A 16,444-nucleotide genomic window follows, 5' to 3' on the forward strand; every position below is an offset into this window, starting at 1 on the left:
GGCTCAGGCCGTGGCGCGGGGGGCGCGCTGGCAGCGAGGGCAGAAGTAGCTGGAGCGGTTCATCCAGGCGCTGCGCCGCATCGCGGTGCCGCAGCGCCTGCAGGGCTCGTCCTGGCGGCCGTAGGCGTCCAGTGAGCGCTCGAAGTAGCCGGACTCGCCGTTGACGTTCACATAGAGGCTGTCGAAGCTGGTGCCGCCCTGGGCGAGCGCTGCGGTCATCACGTCCCGTACGTGCCCGAGCAGCTCGGTGGTCCGCGCCCGGGTCAGGGTGGCCGTGGGGCGGTCGTAGTGCAGCCGGGAGCGCCACAGCGCCTCGTCGGCGTAGATGTTGCCGACGCCGCTGATCAGCGACTGGTCCAGCAGAGCGCGCTTGATCGTCGTACGGCGGCGGCGCAGGGCCGCGTGGAAGGCGGCCTTGTCGAAGTCCGGGTCGAGCGGGTCGCGGGCGATGTGCGCGATCACATCGGGCAGCCCGTCCTCGGCGGCCGGGTGGAGGGAGAGGCCGCCGAAGGTGCGCTGGTCGACGAAGCGCAGCTCGCCGCCGTCCGCGTCCTCGAAGGTGAACCGGACGCGCAGATGCCGCTCGTCGGGGGCGCCGGGCGGCTGTATCAGCAGCTGCCCGCTCATCCCGAGGTGGGCGAGGAGCGCGTGGGAGCCGTCGTCGACGGGCAGCCACAGATACTTGCCCCGGCGCCTGGCCGCGGCGATACGACGGCCCGCCAGCCGCGCGGTGAAGTCCAGTGGTCCGGCGGTGTGGCGGCGGATGGCACGGGGGTGGAGCACTTCGGCGGCGGCGATGGTGCGGCCGCCGGCCCAGCGCTCCAGGCCGCGACGGACGACCTCGACTTCCGGCAGCTCGGGCACGGGACTCCTCGTCTGACAGGGCCCCGCATCCGGGGCCGGGAACACCACCGGCCGCCCCGGGAGGGACGGCCGGTGCGAGCGACGCGGTCGGCGCTCGGGGCGTGCGTGCGGTGCGGGCGCGGGCGCGTTCAGCGGGAGGCGGTGGTGCCCTCGGTGGGTTCGGTGGGCTCCGCCGGCTCGCTCCGCTGGGTGTCCGGCACGGACGGCGCCGAGCCACCGCTCTTGGCGGCCGGCACGCCCTTGCCCGCCGACTCGCCCTCCTCGGCGGGAGCGCCCTTGTCGGCAGCGGCGCCCTTGTCGGCAGCGGCGCCCTTGGCGTCCTGGGCGCTCTTGGCCGCGGCCTCGCTGCGGGCCGTGATCGCGCGCCAAGCGGCCTCGGCTGCCTGCTGCTCCGCCTCCTTCTTGCTGCGTCCTGTGCCGGTGCCGTACGCGACACCACCGACGCGGGCAGCAGCCGTGAAGGTCTTCTCGTGGTCCGGGCCCGTCTCGGAGACCAGGTATTCCGGTACGCCGAGTCCCTCGGCGGCCGTCAGCTCCTGGAGGCTGGTCTTCCAGTCCAGGCCTGCGCCGAGGTTGGAGGAGCGCTCGATGAGCGGGTCGAAGAGGCGGTGCACCAGTTCGGAGGCCGCCTCCAGGCCCTGGTCGAGATAGACGGCGCCGATGACCGCTTCCAGGGTGTCGGCGAGGATCGACGCCTTGTCCCGGCCTCCGGTGCCCTCCTCGCCCCTGCCGAGGCGGATGAAGGCGCCCAGGTCGAGCCCCCGGGCCACGCCCGCGAGGGCGCGCGAATTGACCACCGCGGCCCGCAGCTTGGCGAGCTGGCCCTCCGGAAGGTCCGGATGCATCCGGTAGAGGGTGTCGGTGACGACGAGTCCGAGGACGGAGTCACCGAGGAACTCCAAGCGCTCGTTGGTGGGCAGCCCGCCGTTCTCGTACGCGTAACTGCGGTGCGTCAGCGCACGCACCAGAAGGGCGGACTCCAGTTGGTAACCGAGCCGCCCTTCCAGAACCGCGTGGGACGAGGCCGCGTCCACCAGCTCCGCAGAATCTCCTCCCTTCCCGGGAGCGGGGTTCTGAGGAGTGCCGGCGTTGGACATTGAGCCTGTCACCAGCCGATCAGACCTCGAGGACCTGGCGCTTGTTGTAGGTGCCGCAGCTCGGGCACGCGATGTGCTGCTGCTTGGGCTCGCGGCAGCGCTCGCACTTCACCAGGGTGGGGACCGCAGCCTTCCACTGCGACCGGCGGTGGCGCGTGTTGCTGCGCGACATCTTCCGCTTCGGAACAGCCACGGCTACTTCTCCTGTGAGTCATCCCCGTCGGTGCGGGGCTCGTTGTCCTTCTCGCCGTCCGTCATGGTCTCGGCGAGTCCCTGCAGTGCCGCCCACCTGATGTCGACGGCGTCTTCGTGCCCGTGGTCGGGATCGTCCGCCAGCCGGGCCCCGCACTCGGGGCACAGGCCTGGACAGTCCTCGCGGCACACCGGCTGCAGCGGCAGTGCGAGCACCACCGCGTCACGCAGCACGGGTTCGAGGTCGAACAGGTCGCCCTCGAGGAAGAGGGTGTCCTCTTCCCCCTCGGTCCCTTCGCCGTCAGCGGGCTCCGCCACAGGGCGGCCCCGGTCGTCGGCCTCGGGGTAGGAGAACATCTCCTGGAAGTCCGCTTCGACCCTCTGGTCGAGCGGCTCCAGACACCTTACGCACTCCCCTGTCAGCGGTGCACGGGCGGTGCCCGTGACGAGCACCCCTTCCATGACCGACTCCAGGCGGAGGTCCAGCTCGATCGTCGCCCCGTCGGGAACCTTGATGAACTCCACACCAAGATCGCCGGGGGACTCCACCTCGCGGGTGAGCCGCTTCATCGCACCAGGACGCCGCCCCAGCTCGCGCGTGTCGAACACGAGAGGAGCACGGTGGTCGAGGGGGGATTTCAGGGCTTCCTGCTTTCTACGGGGTGGGGCCGAGGCCGCGCACGTACTCACGGCCGAAGAGACAGGATACTTGACGGCTCCGCCATGACCCAATCCGCGCCCGTGGTGCCGCCCCGCACCGGGCCCGGGGGTCAGCCGCCCTGGCCGTGCCGCTGCTCGTATGCCCTGAGCTGGTCGATGTCGATCATGCTGGTGTCGAAGAGGCTGGTCTCGTCGAGCTGCGCCTGTGGCTGGTGCGGTGAGTGGTGCTGGTGCTGTGAATGGTGCTGGGGCTCGTGCTCGGGCTGCGGCTGGTAGTGCTGCTGCTGTTGCTGCTGCGGGTAGTACCCGTCCTGCTGCTGACCGTAGCCGTACGGATCGTGCTGCTGGGGTGCGTAGTACGCCTCCTGCTGGGCCTGCTGCGCGTACGCGTAAGGGTCGTGGTGCTGCTGACCGCCGTCGTACGGCATCTGCTGCTGCCCGTAGTAGGGGTCGGCGGCGACCGGCTGCCCCTGCGGCTGCGGAGGGATGTGCGGGGCCTGCGGCGGCTGGGCGGGCGGCTGCGGGAGCTGCTGGTCCTGGGCCGCCTGCGCCGCCGGGTCGGTGGTGGCGAGCCCGGCGAGGTAGTCGGCGTCGCTGGTGTGCCCGCTGTAGTTCTCGGCGCCGTCCTGCGCGGCCATGTGCGCCGCCAGCTCGTCGGCGGGGTCATGGCCGTGCAGCTTGAGCCGGCCGCGCCCCACCGCCTCCAGCGTCTTGGCGAGCACGGCTGAGACGGAACCGAGCCGCGCCTCGACGTAGCTGTCAGCGCGGCGCTGCAGCTCGCGGGGGTCGCCGGTGCGCTCGGGGGCGTCGTGCGCGTACTCCTCGTGCCACTCCTCGGCCCCGGGCCCGCTGCCCAGCAGCTTCTCCCTGCCGCGCTCGATCGAGCCGATGGTCTTGGAGAGCACCGCCTCGAAGTTGGCCAGCTTGCTGTCGACGTAGTCGTCCGCCTCGGCGCGGATCTGGCCCGCCTCCCTGCGGGCCTCGCCCAGGATGCGGTCGGCCTCCTCCTGGGCGCGGCGGGCCACCTCCGTGCCGGACACCAGCGCGGCGCGCTCGGCCTGAGCCGCCTCGATGATGCGCTGCGCCTCCTGGTGCGCCTCGGCCACGACCTGCTCACGGCCGCCGATCACCTCGCGGGCCTCGGCGAGCGAGCCGGGCAGCGCCTGGCGCACCTCCTCGAGCATGCCGAGCAGCTCGGCCCGGTTGACCACGCAGGAGGCGGACATGGGCATCGAGCGCGCGCCGTCGACGGTCGCCACGATCTCGTCGAGTTTCTGCTGTACGTCCACGCAGGCGACTGTACGGCCAGTGGGCGCGGGCCCGTTACTCCTTGCCCGAAACCGGCGAATCCGGGCAGGTCACGGTCGCAGGACCGGGGTCACGGTGCGGTGAGGCGCTCGGCCAGCGCGCGGTTGACGGCGTCCGGGACCAGGTGGGAGACGTCACCGCCCCAGGTGGCGACCTCCTTGACGAGGCTGGAGGAGAGGAAGCTGTAGGTGGGGTTGGTCGGGACGAACAGCGTTTCGACGCCGGAGAGTCCGTTGTTCATCTGGGCCATCTGCAGCTCGTAGTCGAAGTCGCTGACCGCGCGCAGCCCCTTGACGATGGCCGGGATGTCGCGCTCCTTGCAGAAGTCGACCAACAGCCCGTGGAACGCCTCCACCTGGACGTTTCCGAAGCCCTCGGTGACCTGGCGGATCAGGTCGATGCGCTCGTCGACGGTGAAGAGCCCCTGCTTCGATTTGTTGATCATCACGGCGACGTGGACCACGTCGTACAGCCGGGAGGCGCGGTCGATGATGTCGAGGTGGCCATTGGTGATGGGGTCGAAGGACCCCGGGCAGACTGCGCGGCGCACTGGCACTTCCTCGCTCTCCTCACGGCGGGCACGGGGCCCTGCCTCAGGTGATCTCAGCATGACGCGCGAGTAACTTCCCGCGCGGCGGCGCGACCGTACCAAAGCGTTCCCTCGCCGTAACGACGGGATCTGAGCGACTCGAAACCCTCCGGCCAGCGGAAATCACCGCCCCTGGTGCTGCGCTCCACGGTGGCCAAGGCACCGGGTGCCAGCCAGCCCTTCGCGCGGAGTGTGAGGAGTGTCTCCCGCAGTTCGTCGTCGGTGACGGCGTACGGAGGGTCGAGGAAGACCAGGCCGAACGGGTGCTCGGGCGGCTCTCCCGCGAGGACGTGGCCGGCCTTGCCCGACCGCACCTGTGCGCCCGGCAGTCCGACCGTTCGCACGTTCTCCTTGATGGTGCGCACCGCACGCGTGTCCGTCTCGACCAGCAGTACGTACGCGGCACCCCTGGAGAGCGCCTCCAGGCCGACGGCGCCCGAGCCGGCGTACAGATCCAGCACCCGCAGCCCCTGCCAGCCCGCGGCGCCCCCCAACTGCGACTCCCAGCTGGAGAACAGGCCCTCACGGGCCCGGTCGGAGGTGGGCCGGGTGCCGGTGCCCGGTGGGACGGCCAGCCGCCGCCCGCCTGCGGCTCCGGCGATGACGCGGGTCATGAGTGCGGGTCCTTTGTGTGGGTGGATTGGTGGTGTGCGGGTGCTCATGTTCGGCGGACACCCAGGGTCAGGATCCCACGCGGCGCGTTGCCCGTCGTAGCAAAGGGTCCAACCTTGGACCCTGCCTCCAGGAGCCCACGCCGGGTGCGCGCCTGGCGTGCGGGCGCTTCAGCCCTTGTCGAGGTACTCCTCGCGCTCCTCGTCCAGCAGCGCTGCCAGCGCCGTGCGCAGCTCAGGGTGGCCGGCCAGCTCCGGGTCGGCGGCCACCAGGGCCGTGGCCTCTTCGCGGGCCTCGGCGATGACCTCCTCGTCCTCGATGACGGCGAGCATCCGCAGCGAGGAGCGCACCCCCGACTGCGCCTGGCCGAGAACATCGCCCTCGCGGCGCTGTTCGAGGTCGATGCGGGAGAGCTCGAAACCGTCGAGCGTGGCCGCGACGGCCTGCAACCGGGCCCGTGCCGGGCTCTCCTGCGGCATGTCCGTCACCAGCAGGCACAGGCCGGGGGCCGAGCCCCGGCCGACGCGACCGCGCAGCTGATGCAGTTGGGATACGCCGAAGCGGTCCGCGTCCATGATCACCATGCCGGTGGCGTTGGGCACGTTCACCCCGACCTCGATGACGGTGGTGGCCACCAGCACATCGACCTCGCCCGCGGCGAACCGCCGCATCACCTCGTCCTTCGCCTCGGGCTGCATCCGTCCGTGCAGGGCCGCGACCCGCAGCCCGGCGAGCGGGCCGGAGGCGAGCTGGTCGGCGATGTCGAGGACCGCCAGCGGCGGACGCTTCTCCTCGCTGTCGGCGCCCTCGTCCCCGTCCGCGTCGCCTCCGGGGAACTGCTCCTCGTCCGCGGCCCGCTTCGCGGCCGCCCCCTTCGCCGATGCCGTCTCCTCGTCGTCGCCGATCCGCGGGCAGACGACATACGTCTGATGCCCCGCCTCCGCCTCCTCGCGCACGCGCTCCCAGGTCCGGGTGAGGAAGTGCGGCTTGTCCCTGACCGGCACGACGTGGGTCGCGATCGGGGAGCGCCCAGCGGGGAGTTGGTCCAGGACGGAGGTCTCCAGATCGCCGAAGACGGTCATGGCGACGGTCCTGGGGATGGGCGTCGCCGTCATCACCAGCAGATGCGGTGGTTGCTTGCCCTTCGAGCGGAGCGCGTCGCGCTGTTCGACGCCGAAGCGGTGCTGCTCGTCCACCACGACCAGGCCCAGGTCGTGGAAGGTGACCTTGTCCTCGATCAGCGCGTGGGTGCCCACCACGATGCCGGCCTCGCCGGTCGCCAGGTCCAGCAGCGCCCGGCGCCTGGCCGCGGCGCCCATCGAACCGGTCAGCAGCACCACCTTGGTGCCCTGCTCGGCGCCGCCCAACATCCCGCCCTCGGCCAACTCGCCCATCATCTCCGTGATGGACCGGTGGTGCTGCTGGGCCAGCACCTCGGTCGGCGCGAGCATCGCCGCCTGGCCGCCCGCGTCCACGGTGGCGAGCATGGCCCGCAGTGCCACCAGCGTCTTGCCGGAGCCGACCTCTCCCTGGAGCAGCCGGTGCATGGGGTGCTCGGTGGCCAGATCGGCGAAGATCTCCCGGCTGACCTCGCGCTGTCCGTCGGTGAGGGTGAACGGCAGCCGCGCGTCGAACGCGTCCAGCAGGCCGCCCGGGACCGGCTGCCGGGGCACGGCGGGCAGTTCGGTCTCCTTGGCGCGCCGCCGGGCGAGCGCCACCTGGAGGACGAACGCCTCGTCCCACTTGAGCCGGGCACGGGCCTCGGCGATGTCCGCTTTGCTGCACGGCCGGTGGACCTTCTCGAACGCCTCGGGGAGCGCGATCAGTCCGCGCTGCTCGCGCAGCGCCCCGGGCAGCGGGTCGCTCAGCCCGCGCCAGCCGGTGGCCTCCAGCGCACCGAGGACGGTGGCGACGGACTGCTCGATGTTCCAGGACGAGAGCTGCTTGCACGCCGGGTAGAGCGGCAGCAGCGCGCCGGCGAACTGCTGCACCGTCTCCTCGTCGCTGTCCTCGTCCAGGAGTTTGTAGTCCGGGTGCGAGAGCTGGAGCCTGCGGTTGAAGACCCCGACCTTGCCGGCGAACATGCCGCGCTTGCCCGGCAGCAGCGTGCGCTGGTGGTAGTGGACCGAGCGGCCGAAGAAGACGAGCTGGAGCCGTCCGCTGCCGTCCGTCAGCGTGACCTCCAGGCGCTGCCCCTTGCCCCGGTTGAACTTGTGCACTCGCGCGTCGTGGATCCGCGCGACGACGGTGACGTGCTCGTCCAGCGGCAGCTCGGACAGCCGGGTCAGCTCGCCGCGCTCGGCGTAGCGGCGCGGGTAGTGGTGCAGCAGGTCGCCGACCGTGCGCAGCCCGAGATGCTCGGACATCACCTTCGCGGTGTTGCCGCCGAGCAGCGCCTTCAGCGGCTCCTGGAGGGGTTCGCTTCGCGTCGTTTCAGTCGAGGGCACGGTCCCATCCTGCCGGACGGGGGTGACAGCGCCGCTGTCCCTCGCCAGGAGAGCCTTCTCCTCGCCAGGAGAGAGCAGCTGCCGGCCGACAGTGGCTACTCGACGCCGATCAGCAGCTGTGTCTCCTGCTGCCGACCCTCGTAGACGACCGTGTCCACGGCGAGGTGGCTGGTGCGCACATAGTGCTCCAGCGCCGTGGCGAGCCCCTCGGGGGCCCGCGCGCCGACGACGAGGGTGACCAGCTCTCCCCCGGCCGCCAGCATCCGGGCCAGCACCTCGGTGGCGACCCGCACGGTGTCGCCACCGATCACCGCCACGTCTCCCTCGACGAGCCCGAGCACGTCCCCGGCCTGGCAGACACCGGCCGTCGTCCACGACTGCCGCTCGGCGACGGTCACTTCGCCGTACCGGGTGGCTCCGGCAGCCGAGGTCATGGTGACGACGTCCTCGTCGAAGCGGCGGTCGGGCTGGTGCACGGCGAGCGCCGCGAGCCCCTGGACGGCGGCCCGGGTGGGGATGACGGCGCACCTGACGCCAGCGGCGCGCGCCGCGTCGGCCGCTCGCGCCGCCACCGGGTGCAGCTCGGTCTCGTTGGGCAGCAGCGCCACCTCGGCGGCCCCCGTCGCCCGTACCGCGGCGACCAGCGCGTCCTGCTGCACGGCATCCGCCGCGGACAGCACGGCGGCACCCGCCTGCCGGCACAGCGCGGCCAGCCCGTCCCCCGGCACGACGGCGACGACAGCACGCGCCGGGGTGCCCTGCTCGGGCGTCTCCTCCGCGATGCCACAGGGTGCGCCGCCCCGTACGGCCCCCTCGGCGCCGTCCTGGGCAGCCGCCGCTTCCCCGGTGCCGCTCTCGGCGGTCGGCAGGTGGGTGATGCGGATGCGGTACGGGTGTCCCGCCGCCAGGCCCGCCTCCACGGCTGCCCCGGCGTCGCCGACGTGGACGTGCACGCTCCACAGTCCCTCGCCGCCGCCGATGACCAGGCTGTCCCCGAGCTGGTCGAGCCGGTCGCGCAGCGCGTCGACGGCCTCGGGGTCGGCGGACTCCAGCAGGTACATCACCTCGAACTCGGGGTGGAAAGGTGCCTGCGGCGAGCCGTCGGCGACGGACACCGCCGGTGCCAGGTCCGCTCCGGCGCACGCCACCGGGCCGGTACCGGGCGCCGCTCCGGGCACCGCTCCAGGCGCCGTCGCGGACGCCGGCTGCTGGGGGACGCGCTCGCCCAGCGCCGCCCACAGCGCGGTCACCAGCGCCGTCAGGCCCAGCCCGCCCGCGTCCACCACGCCCGCACGGGCCAGGGCCGCCAGCCTCCCGGGGGTGGCGGCCAGCGCTTCGTACGCCGCGACCGCTGGATCGCCCCCGGACTCGGCGGCGTCGGCGGCGGCCGCCGCCACCGTCAGCATCGTGCCTTCGACGGGGTGCGCGACAGCGGCGTACGCGGCACGCGCCCCGTACCGCAGGGCGCGCGGCAGCGCCCCGGACGGCTCGCCGCCCTCCGCCGCGAGGCCCTGTGCCATACCGCGCAGGTACTCGGCCAGGATGGTGCCCGAGTTGCCCCTGGCGTCCAGCAGCGCGGCCCGCGCCATCGCACGCAGCGCCTCGGCGGCCGTCGGCTGTGCTGCCGTCGGCTCCCCGGCCGGGAGCGCCGCGACCGCCGCCTCGAAGGTGAGGGACAGGTTGGTTCCGGTGTCACCGTCGGCGACCGGGAAGACGTTGATGGCGTCCATGCGCGCGCAATGAGCGCGCAGCGACTCGCGGCCGAGGGCGCTCCAGCGGCGTACCGCGGCGGCGTCGAGCGGTAGCGGCACGTGCGGGACCTCCTTCGGGGCGGCGGCCGGGCCGGCGACCGGTGGGGCGGCCGGGGCTGCTGTGTTGCGGGAAGGCTAGTGGGGAGCCGGGCGGAAGCCCAGGTCGGGACCGGGACGAAGGCCGTGGTTTCACTGTTCGAGACCGTCCGTTGTATGCTGCTCCGGTTGCCTGATCCGGATGTTTCGTTCCGGTCGGTAACGATCCCCCTGGCACAGCCGGTCATCTGGTCCTGCGTCGCCGGGATTCACCGTACGTGCATCTGAAGTCTTTGGAGTGACCCGTGGCTGCGAACTGCGACGTCTGCGGCAAGGGGCCGGAGTTCGGCAACAACATCTCCCACTCGCACCGCCGCACCCGCCGTCGCTGGAACCCGAACATCCAGCGCGTGCGTGCCGTGGTCGGCGGGACGCCGAAGCGCCTCAACGCCTGCACCTCGTGCATCAAGGCCGGCAAGGTGTCGCGCTGACGTCCTCGACGTAACGCAGCGCGGCTCACGCCGAGCCGAACGCAGAACCGGCCCGCACAGGCGGGCCGGTTTTTGTGTGTCCGGAGGCTTCCGCAGGTCCGGGGCGTTTCCATGGAGCCGTACGCCGCCGCGTACGCGCGGGCGCTCAGCCGCGCTCGCCCAGCCGCCACCCGTGGTCCACGGGCCCCAGTCCGGCGCCCAGTGGGAAGCCCGCCGCGATGGCGCCCGTCGTGTACTCCTTGGCGGCCCGTGCGGCCTCGGGCACCGGCAGCCCCTTGGCCAGATACGAGGCGAGCGCGCTGGCCAGGGTGCAGCCCGTGCCGTGGGTGTGCCGGTTGTCGTGACGCGGCACGCGCAGCCAGTGCTCCTCGCTGCCGTCGGTGAGCAGGTCCACGGCCTCGCCCGGCAGGTGCCCGCCCTTGATCAGGGCCCAGCGCGATCCGTGGGCCAGCACGGCGGCCGCGGCCTCGCGCAGCCCGGTCTCGTCGGCGACCCGGACGCCCGTCAGCTGGGCCACCTCGTCGAGGTTGGGGGTGACGACGGTGGCGACGGGCAGCAGCTTGCCGCGCAGCGAGTCCACCGCCTCTGCGGCCAGCAGCGGGTCCCCGTGCTTGGAGACCCCCACCGGGTCGACGACCACCGGCGCCTCGGTGCCGGCGAGCAGTTCGGCGACGGTCTGCACGAGCTCGGCCGAGGCCAGCATGCCGGTCTTGACGGCGTGCACCCCGATGTCGTCCACGACGCTGCGGTACTGCGCGCGGACCGCCTCCGCCGGAAGCTCCCAAGAGCCCTGCACGCCCAGGGAGTTCTGCGCGGTGACGGCGGCGATCACACTCATGCCGTGGGTGCCGAGCGCCAGCATGGTCTTCAGGTCGGCCTGGATGCCGGCGCCGCCGCCGGAGTCGGACCCGGCGACGGTCAGCACACGGGGCGGCGGGCCGGGAGGCCCCGGGCGCTGTACGCGCGCACCGCCCGCACGGGAGTTCACATCGTCCATGGGACGACCGTACTCAGTGCTCCCCGTCGTCGGAGAAGTGGTCCCAGCCGCCGGCCTTGGCCCAGGGGGCGCCGTCCACGGTGACGCGCGGCCGCGCCGAGGCGCCCTGCACCTCGCCGATGACGCGCCAGCGCGCCGGGAGCTTCTGGTCGCGCGGGAAGGTGGCGACGATGGCGTGGTCCTCTCCCCCGGTGAGCACCCACTGGAGCGGGTCGACACCGACGGCCTGCCCGATGTCGGCCATCTGCGCGGGGATGTCCAGGTCGGCGGAGCGCAGGTCGATGCGGACCTTGCTGGCCTCGGCGATGTGTCCGAGGTCGGCCACCAGTCCGTCGCTGACGTCGGTCATCGCGGTCGCGCCCAGCCCGGCGGCTGCGGGCCCGGCGTGGTACGGGGGCTCGGGGCGGCGGTGCGCCTCGACGAAGGCGCGGGGTGAGCGGAAGCCGCGGGAGAGCACCGCGTGCCCGGCCGCCGACCAGCCCAGCCAACCGGTGACGGCCACGACGTCGCCTGCGCACGCCCCGGAGCGGGTGACCGGCTCCCGGTTGCGCAGATCGCCCAGGGCCGTGATGGAGACGGCGATGGTGTCGCCGCGCACCACGTCGCCGCCGACCACGGCCGAGGCGGCGACCTGCGCCTCGTCCCGGATGCCGTCCATCAGCTCGGTGGGCCAGTTCGCGGGGAGGTCGGCGGGGACCATCAGGCCGAGCAGCAGCGCGGTGGGAACCGCTCCCATGGCGGCGATGTCGGCCATGTTCTGCGCCGCGGCCTTGCGCCCCACGTCGTAGGCGGTCGACCAGTCGCGCCGGAAGTGCCGTCCCTCGACGAGGATGTCGGTGCTGGCCACCACGCGCCGGTCGGGTGCGGCCACCACAGCCGCGTCGTCCCCGGGGCCGATCCGGACCGCGGGGGTTGTGGTCAGCCGGGAGGTCAGTTCCCGGATGAGGCCGAACTCCCCCAGTTCGCCCACGGTGCCCTTGGTCCGCCCCGGAACGGGCCCGTAGGGGGCCGCCGCGGGGTGCGCAGGCTCCGACGCGGTACCGCCGTTCACATCCCGCATTGCTCTGCCCCTTCGCTCGTTTCGCTCATCGTGTGCTCCCGTGCCTCGTCCACCCGCCGGTGGTACGTGTCCGTCCGGCGGCTGCCCCACCCGCCGTGGTGCCCCCGGTCCGTCCGCGCCCCGCCGCTGCCCCCTGCTGCCCGTGCGTCCGGCCGCCACGAGGGCGGCGCTGTGGTCTCCCCGTGGCGGGGGCGACGCGGTACGGTGGCGTTTCTCTCTCGCCCCGCATGATCCTCGCAGCCCCCGTGGAGGTTCCGTGGTCCAGGCGTACGTCTTGATTCAGACCGAAGTTGGCAAGGCTTCGACCGTCGCGGAGATCGTCTCCAAGATCCCCGGCGTGATCCAGGCCGAGGATGTAACGGGTCCGTACGATGTGATCGTGCGTGCCCGCGCGGAGACGATGGACGACCTCGGCCGCATGGTGGTCGCCAAGGTGCAGCAGGTGGAGGGCATCACCCGCACGCTGACCTGCCCGATCGTCCATCTCTAGGCCCCCCGTATGCTCGCCCGGTGAGCATTCGACGCCGGGCTGCCTCCCCTCGTTCCCTCCGGACCGTGCCCGCTGCGGCCCTGGGCGCGCTCCTGGTTCCGTCGGCCCTGCTCACGGCGGGCTGTTCGGTCACAGGCCAGACGGGTCCCACCCCGCCCAGCCCCTCCGGCAGGGCGGCGAAGGTCTGCCGTGCACTGCACGACGCACTGCCCGCGCGTGTGGACGGGCAGCGGCGTGGCGAGGCCGACCCCGCCTCCGACTACACCGCGGTGTGGGGCGACCCGGCCATCGAGCTGCGCTGCGGCGTGCCCAGGCCCGCCAAGCTCACCCCAGGTGACGAAGAGTACAACCCCACAGCCGACGCGGCGGAGGTGAACGGGGTCTCCTGGCTGATCGAGAAGCAGGACGGCGGTTACCGCTTCACCACGACCGACCGCGTCGCCAACGTCGAGTTGACCGTGCCCGACGACTACGCGCCCGAGGCCGAGGCGCTCGCCGATCTGAGCGACCCGGTCCGGCGCACGGTGCCGAAGCGGCAGCTCTGACCGGAGTCACGGAGCGCCCCCGGCGGCGTCAGCGCCCACTCAACGCCCCCACCCAGCGCCCCAGCGCCTACCGCAGGCCGGTGGGGCGGTTGAGGGCCGACTGGATGAGGCGGTCGACCAATTCGGGGTAGCTGACCCCGGTCTCCTGCCACATCCGCGGATACATCGAGATGGGGGTGAATCCCGGCATCGTGTTGATCTCGTTGATGACGAACTCGCCGTCCTCGCCCAGGAAGAAGTCGGCCCGCACCAGCCCCTCGCAGGAGGCGGCCTCGAAGGCGCGTACGGCCAGCTCCCGCACCCGCGCCGTCTGCTCCTCGGTCAGCGGCGCCGGCACGATGCCGGAGGCGGAGTCGATGTACTTGGCCTCGAAGTCGTAGAAGTCGTGGTTGCTGACCGGCGGGATCTCGGCGGGGACGCTGGCACGCGGGCCGTCCTCGAACTCCAGGACGCCGCACTCGATCTCCCGGCCGCGCAGCAGGGACTCCACGATGATCTTCGGATCGTGGCGCCGCGCCGTCTCCACGGCCTCGTCCAGCCCGCCCAGCCCTTCGACCTTGGTGATGCCCATGGAGGAGCCGGCCCGCGCCGGCTTCACGAACACCGGCCAGCCCTGCTCGGAGGCGAAGTCGACGATCTTCTTGCGCGCCGCGGCCGGATCGGTCTCCCACTCCCGGGGCCGGACGGTGACATAGGGGCCGACCGGCAGCCCGAAGGAGGTGAAGATCCGCTTCATGTACTCCTTGTCCATGCCGACGGCCGAGGAGAGCACACCCGAGCCGACATAGGGCACCCCGGCCAGCTCCAGCATCCCCTGCAGGGTCCCGTCCTCGCCGTACGGCCCGTGCAGCACAGGGAAGACGACGTCGATCTCACCCAGCGCCTTGGGCACCTGCCCCGGCTCGGTGTGCACGACCTCGCGGCTGCCGGGCGAGACGGGCAGCAGCACGCCGCCGGTGTCCGACTCGGAGAGCTGCTCGACGGTGGGCAGCTCGCGGTCCTCGATGGCCATCCGGGCCGGGTCGTCGGCCGCCAGCGCCCAGCGGCCGTCCGCGGTGATGCCGATGGGCAGCACCTCGTACTTGTCGCGGTCGATGGCGCTGAGCACCGCGCCGGCCGTGAGGACGGAGATCTGGTGCTCTGAGTTGCGTCCGCCGAAGACGACGGCGACTCGGGGCTTGGGGGCGGGGCTCTGGCTGCTCATATCGCTGGGACTTTACCGCGTCCCGCCACCCCGGCACTCCGCCGACACCTTGTGCCGCGCCCGAAGGGGCGCGGGGAACTGCTCCCCTGGGGGCACTGCGGACGGACAGCCCGCGTACGACAGGAAGGGGCACCCCTTCATCGGACCGGAACAGGCGGCTACCCGTTCTCCGGCTTGGCGCTGCGAGCCATCAGTTCCTTCAGCGCCACCAGCGGCGGCTTTCCCTTGTGGACGATCTCCACCACCGTCTCGGTGATCGGCATCTCCACCCCGTGCCGGCGCGCCAGGTCCAGCACGGACTGGCAGGACTTGACGCCCTCAGCGGTCTGCTCGGTGACCGCGATCGTCTCCTCCAGGGTCATGCCCCGGCCCAGGTTGGTGCCGAAGGTGTGGTTGCGCGACAGCGGCGAGGAGCAGGTGGCCACCAGGTCGCCCATCCCGGCGAGACCGGCGAAGGTGTGGGCCTCGGCGCCCATGGCGAGGCCGAGCCGGGTGGTCTCGGCCAGGCCCCGGGTGATCAGCGACGCCTTGGAGTTGTCGCCCAGGCCCATCCCGTCGGCGATGCCCACGGCCAGCGCGATGACGTTCTTGACGGCACCGCCCAGCTCGCAGCCGACCACGTCGGTGCTGGTGTAGGGCCGGAAGTACGGGGTGTGGCAGGCGCCCTGCAGCGCGCGTGCCGCCTCCTCGTCCGCGCAGGCGGCAACGGCGGCGGCCGGCTGGCGCGCGGCGATCTCGCGGGCGAGGTTCGGCCCTGTCAGTACGGCAACCCGCTCGGCGGGGACACCGGCCACCTCCTCGATGACCTCGCTCATCCGCTTGGCGGTGCCCAGTTCGATCCCCTTCATCAGGGAGACGAGCACCGTGCCGGGGTGCAGCAGCCCGCGCCAGGACTCCAGGTTGGCGCGGAGGGTCTGGGACGGTACGGAGAGCACCGTGAACTCCGCGTCCCGGGCGGCCTCAGCCGGGTCGGTGGTGGCCCGCACCCGGGCCGGGAGCTCGGTGTCGGGGTGGTATCCGGGGTTCCGGCGCGTGGTGTTGATCTGCTCGACGACCTCGGCCCTGCGGCCCCACAGGGTCACCTCGACCCCGGCGTCGGCGAGCACCATCGCGAAGGCGGTGCCCCAGGAACCGGTGCCGAACACGGCGGCCTTCCTGCGCTGTTCCCCTTGCCGCCGGTCCTGCTGCCCGTCCTGCCGGCTCACGCGTTCTTCTCTCCCTCTGCCGCCTCGGCTGTGGCCGGCGCCTGACCGGCCGGCTCCTGCTGTCCGTCAGCCCCGCGCAGCTGGGCCGGGCGCTCCCGGGCGGCCCGCTGCTCGCGCCTTTGGACCGCCGCCTTGCGCATGTCGAACCGCTCGGCGGGCGCCGGCTCGCCGCGGACGGCGGCGAGCTGCTCGGTGACGGCGTCCATCATGACGTCGGTGACCTCGCGAAGCACCTCGGCGGTGGGCTCGCGGTCGTAGTACGCGGACAGGTCCAGCGGCGGTCCCGCCTGCACGATCAGGGTTTTGCGGGGGAAGAGCCTGAGCTTCTTCTCCTTGGCGTAGGGCGGCATCGCCAGGTTGGCGCCCCACTGGGCGACGGGGATGACGGGCGCCCTGGTCAGCAGCGCGACCCGGGCGGCGCCGGTCTTGCCGGTCATCGGCCACATCTGCGGGTCGCGGGTGAGGGTGCCCTCCGGGTAGAAGGCGACGCACTCGCCCTTCTCGATGGCCTCCACAGCGGCCCGGAAGGCGCCCACCGCGTCGGCCGACTCGCGGTAGACCGGAATCTGCCCGGTGCCGCGCATCGCGGCGCCCACGAAGCCGCCCTTGAACAGACCCACCTTGGCCAGGAACCGCGGGACCCGGCCGGTGTTGTACTGGAAGTGGGCGTAGGAGAGCGGGTCGAGATACGAGTTGTGGTTGACGACGGTGATAAAGCCGCCGTCCTGCGGAATGTGCTCCACTCCGCGCCAGTCCCGCTTGAAGAGCAGGATCAGCGGGGGTTTCAGCAGGAACGCCGCCAAGCGGTACCAGAAGCCGATCTTCCTGCGTTTACCGTCACTCCCCGGCATTGCACTCCCCCTTCGGCTCGGCTTTTCCTGCCGAGGGTCCTGGGG

17 protein-coding genes are annotated in these 16,444 nt (G+C 72.4%); 3 read left to right on the forward strand and 14 right to left on the reverse strand.

Annotation, left to right across the window (positions count from 1 at the left end; genetic code table 11):
- Nucleotides 1–3: 3 nt before the first annotated feature.
- The 9 genes from mutM to HC362_RS08810 form a co-directional block, all read right to left on the reverse strand.
- Nucleotides 4–864: a bifunctional DNA-formamidopyrimidine glycosylase/DNA-(apurinic or apyrimidinic site) lyase gene (mutM, locus tag HC362_RS08770; RefSeq protein WP_243083337.1), complete on the reverse strand. Its 861-nt coding sequence runs from the start codon at nucleotides 862–864 to the stop codon at nucleotides 4–6.
- 128 nt (nucleotides 865–992) lie between these two features.
- The gene (gene rnc, locus HC362_RS08775) at nucleotides 993–1,961 is read right to left on the reverse strand and encodes a ribonuclease III (protein WP_243088442.1); all 969 of its coding nucleotides are present in this window, start codon (nucleotides 1,959–1,961) and stop codon (nucleotides 993–995) included.
- A 19-nt stretch (nucleotides 1,962–1,980) separates the two neighbouring features.
- Entirely contained in the window at nucleotides 1,981–2,154 is a 174-nt protein-coding gene (gene rpmF, locus HC362_RS08780; RefSeq protein WP_016470089.1) for a 50S ribosomal protein L32, read from the reverse strand.
- A gap of 2 nt (nucleotides 2,155–2,156) precedes the next feature.
- The gene (locus HC362_RS08785) at nucleotides 2,157–2,762 is read right to left on the reverse strand and encodes a DUF177 domain-containing protein (protein WP_243083338.1); all 606 of its coding nucleotides are present in this window, start codon (nucleotides 2,760–2,762) and stop codon (nucleotides 2,157–2,159) included.
- Nucleotides 2,763–2,923: 161 nt separating this feature from the next.
- The gene (locus HC362_RS08790) at nucleotides 2,924–4,102 is read right to left on the reverse strand and encodes an ATP synthase F0 subunit B (protein WP_243083339.1); all 1,179 of its coding nucleotides are present in this window, start codon (nucleotides 4,100–4,102) and stop codon (nucleotides 2,924–2,926) included.
- A gap of 89 nt (nucleotides 4,103–4,191) precedes the next feature.
- Entirely contained in the window at nucleotides 4,192–4,671 is a 480-nt protein-coding gene (gene coaD, locus HC362_RS08795) for a pantetheine-phosphate adenylyltransferase (protein ID WP_243083340.1), read from the reverse strand.
- Nucleotides 4,672–4,724: 53 nt separating this feature from the next.
- Nucleotides 4,725–5,324 (reverse strand): 16S rRNA (guanine(966)-N(2))-methyltransferase RsmD, encoded by a 600-nt coding sequence (gene rsmD, locus HC362_RS08800; protein ID WP_243083341.1) that lies wholly within the window; start codon nucleotides 5,322–5,324, stop codon nucleotides 4,725–4,727.
- A gap of 168 nt (nucleotides 5,325–5,492) precedes the next feature.
- Nucleotides 5,493–7,769 carry an ATP-dependent DNA helicase RecG gene (gene recG / locus HC362_RS08805; protein ID WP_279240079.1) on the reverse strand — a complete coding sequence of 759 codons (2,277 nt, stop codon included), beginning with the start codon at nucleotides 7,767–7,769 and terminating at the stop codon, nucleotides 5,493–5,495.
- 95 nt (nucleotides 7,770–7,864) lie between these two features.
- Complete coding sequence (locus HC362_RS08810) at nucleotides 7,865–9,580, reverse strand: DAK2 domain-containing protein (RefSeq protein ID WP_243083342.1); 1,716 nt, start codon at nucleotides 9,578–9,580, stop codon at nucleotides 7,865–7,867.
- A 281-nt stretch (nucleotides 9,581–9,861) separates the two neighbouring features.
- Between HC362_RS08810 and rpmB the strand changes: the two genes are divergently transcribed.
- Nucleotides 9,862–10,047, forward strand: a complete 186-nt coding sequence (gene rpmB, locus HC362_RS08815; RefSeq protein ID WP_016470082.1) for a 50S ribosomal protein L28 — start codon at nucleotides 9,862–9,864, stop codon at nucleotides 10,045–10,047.
- 145 nt (nucleotides 10,048–10,192) lie between these two features.
- On the opposite strand, the gene thiD is transcribed toward rpmB, so the two are convergent.
- Entirely contained in the window at nucleotides 10,193–11,044 is an 852-nt protein-coding gene (thiD, locus tag HC362_RS08820) for a bifunctional hydroxymethylpyrimidine kinase/phosphomethylpyrimidine kinase (protein ID WP_243083343.1), read from the reverse strand.
- Nucleotides 11,045–11,057: 13 nt separating this feature from the next.
- Complete coding sequence (locus tag HC362_RS08825; protein ID WP_243083344.1) at nucleotides 11,058–12,104, reverse strand: thiamine-phosphate kinase; 1,047 nt, start codon at nucleotides 12,102–12,104, stop codon at nucleotides 11,058–11,060.
- A gap of 256 nt (nucleotides 12,105–12,360) precedes the next feature.
- Between HC362_RS08825 and HC362_RS08830 the strand changes: the two genes are divergently transcribed.
- Complete coding sequence (locus HC362_RS08830) at nucleotides 12,361–12,594, forward strand: Lrp/AsnC ligand binding domain-containing protein (RefSeq protein WP_019355801.1); 234 nt, start codon at nucleotides 12,361–12,363, stop codon at nucleotides 12,592–12,594.
- Nucleotides 12,595–12,659: 65 nt separating this feature from the next.
- Entirely contained in the window at nucleotides 12,660–13,139 is a 480-nt protein-coding gene (locus HC362_RS08835) for a DUF3515 domain-containing protein (protein WP_243083345.1), read from the forward strand.
- A 67-nt stretch (nucleotides 13,140–13,206) separates the two neighbouring features.
- Here HC362_RS08835 and HC362_RS08840 read toward each other — a convergent pair whose 3' ends face one another.
- From HC362_RS08840 to HC362_RS08850, 3 genes are all read right to left on the reverse strand, one after another.
- Nucleotides 13,207–14,343 (reverse strand): D-alanine--D-alanine ligase family protein, encoded by a 1,137-nt coding sequence (locus HC362_RS08840; protein ID WP_243083346.1) that lies wholly within the window; start codon nucleotides 14,341–14,343, stop codon nucleotides 13,207–13,209.
- Nucleotides 14,344–14,501: 158 nt separating this feature from the next.
- Nucleotides 14,502–15,548, reverse strand: coding sequence for an NAD(P)H-dependent glycerol-3-phosphate dehydrogenase (locus tag HC362_RS08845; RefSeq protein WP_279240080.1), 1,047 nt, complete (start codon nucleotides 15,546–15,548; stop codon nucleotides 14,502–14,504).
- Nucleotides 15,545–16,399, reverse strand: a complete 855-nt coding sequence (locus tag HC362_RS08850) for a lysophospholipid acyltransferase family protein (protein ID WP_243083347.1) — start codon at nucleotides 16,397–16,399, stop codon at nucleotides 15,545–15,547. The genes HC362_RS08845 and HC362_RS08850 overlap by 4 nt, the downstream gene beginning before the upstream one ends.
- Nucleotides 16,400–16,444: the final 45 nt, after the last annotated feature.

This window comes from Streptomyces sp. 891-h (genome assembly GCF_022760275.1).
GTDB classification, from domain to species: domain Bacteria; phylum Actinomycetota; class Actinomycetes; order Streptomycetales; family Streptomycetaceae; genus Streptomyces; species Streptomyces spirodelae.

Excerpts from the sequence above, each read along its gene's own strand:
- rnc (WP_243088442.1), bottom strand. The coding sequence starts at position 1,961 with ATGTCCAACGCCGGCACTCCTCAGAACCCCGCTCCCGGGAAGGGAGGA.
- rsmD (WP_243083341.1), bottom strand. The coding sequence starts at position 5,324 with ATGACCCGCGTCATCGCCGGAGCCGCAGGCGGGCGGCGGCTGGCCGTC.
- thiD (WP_243083343.1), bottom strand. The coding sequence starts at position 11,044 with ATGGACGATGTGAACTCCCGTGCGGGCGGTGCGCGCGTACAGCGCCCG.
- HC362_RS08825 (WP_243083344.1), bottom strand. The coding sequence starts at position 12,104 with ATGCGGGATGTGAACGGCGGTACCGCGTCGGAGCCTGCGCACCCCGCG.
- HC362_RS08840 (WP_243083346.1), bottom strand. The coding sequence starts at position 14,343 with ATGAGCAGCCAGAGCCCCGCCCCCAAGCCCCGAGTCGCCGTCGTCTTC.
- HC362_RS08850 (WP_243083347.1), bottom strand. The coding sequence starts at position 16,399 with ATGCCGGGGAGTGACGGTAAACGCAGGAAGATCGGCTTCTGGTACCGC.